General features: G+C 60.6%; 2 protein-coding genes. Both read left to right on the top strand.

All coding sequences use genetic code 11. The annotated features are described in order from the left end of the window. On the top strand, window positions 1–669 hold a 669-nt coding region (locus FXB40_RS47210), incomplete at its 5' end, for a flagellin (protein ID WP_283813026.1). A 357-nt stretch (window positions 670–1,026) separates the two neighbouring features. Beyond that, window positions 1,027–1,359 (top strand): flagellin N-terminal helical domain-containing protein (locus FXB40_RS47205; RefSeq protein WP_488226149.1); only part of this gene is annotated, 333 nt, incomplete at its 3' end.

Below are 1,359 nucleotides of genomic sequence, written 5' to 3'. Positions count from 1 at the left end.
GCGACGATCGACGCCAACGGCCTGCTGACGGTCTCGACGACCAACGACTACGCGTCCTCGACGATCGGTTCGAGCGCCGCGGGCGGCGTCATCGGTGGTACGCTTACCTCGGCGCTGACCTTCTCGACGGCTTCCAGCCCCGTCCAGGATACCGTTGCACAGACGGCCCGTGCCAACCTGGTCAGCCAGTACAACAACATCCTGAACCAGATCGACACGACCTCGCAGGACTCCTCGTTCAACGGCATCAACCTGCTGAACGGCGATCAGCTCAAGCTGGTGTTCGACGAGACCGGCAAGTCGAACCTCAACATCACCGGCGTGACCTACAACTCCAAGGGTCTCGGCCTTGCCTCGTTGACCAGCGGTGTCGACTTCATCGACAACTCGGCCACCAACAAGGTGCTGTCGAACCTCAACGCTGCGTCGAGCACGCTGCGTTCGGAAGCGTCGAGCCTCGGTTCGAACCTCTCGGTGGTGCAGGTGCGTCAGGACTTCAACAAGAGCCTGATCAACGTGCTGCAGACCGGTTCGTCCAACCTGACCCTGGCCGACACCAACGTCGAAGCGGCCAACAGCCAGGCGCTGTCGACCCGCCAGTCGATCGCGGTCTCGGCACTGTCGCTGGCCAACCAGTCGCAGCAGAGCGTGCTGCAGCTGCTCCGCTAACAAGCGGACGACATCGCAAGCAAGATCCGGCGGCGGGGCTTCGGCCCCGCCGTTTTCTTTTGTGCCGGCGTCAGGGTGCCGCTCGCTCAGGTGGTCGAGCTGCATTCGAATGCAGCGAATTGCCCACTCTGAGTTATGGTTGACAAGTGGCAAACGCCTCGCCGCTGCACCAAAAAGTATCATCCGATCATGACGATACAAAGGGGCTTGACCCGGCGGCGATCGCTCACATGGTGAATCCGCGCAAGGACTCGCGCGACACGCTTCATGCTTTGTTAGCCGTCTACGTTCACCGTCCCGGCATCGATTAATCCTAATCGAAGTTTGTTGCGTTGCGTACCAGAAGGGTAACACTCAATGTCCGGTATCGTTCTTTCATCTTCGGTTCGTCAGAACCTGCTCTCCCTCCAGTCCACCGCTGATCTTCTCGCCACCACACAGAGCCGTCTGTCGACGGGCAAGAGTGTGAACTCGGCTCTGGACAATCCGACCAACTTCTTCACCGCACAGTCGCTCGACAACCGTGCCAGCGACATCAACAACCTGCTCGATGGCATCGCCAACGGCGTGCAGGTGCTGCAGGCCGCCAACACCGGCATCACCTCGCTGCAGAAGCTGATCGACAGCGCGAAGTCGATCGCCAACCAGGCGCTCCAGACCACGGTCGGCTACTCCACCAAGTCCAACGTC

The organism is Bradyrhizobium rifense (assembly GCF_008123425.1).
GTDB classification, from domain to species: Bacteria; Pseudomonadota; Alphaproteobacteria; order Rhizobiales; family Xanthobacteraceae; genus Bradyrhizobium; species Bradyrhizobium rifense.
Note: the sequence above shows the minus strand (reverse complement) of the source record. Positions and strands in the feature narration are given on the sequence as shown.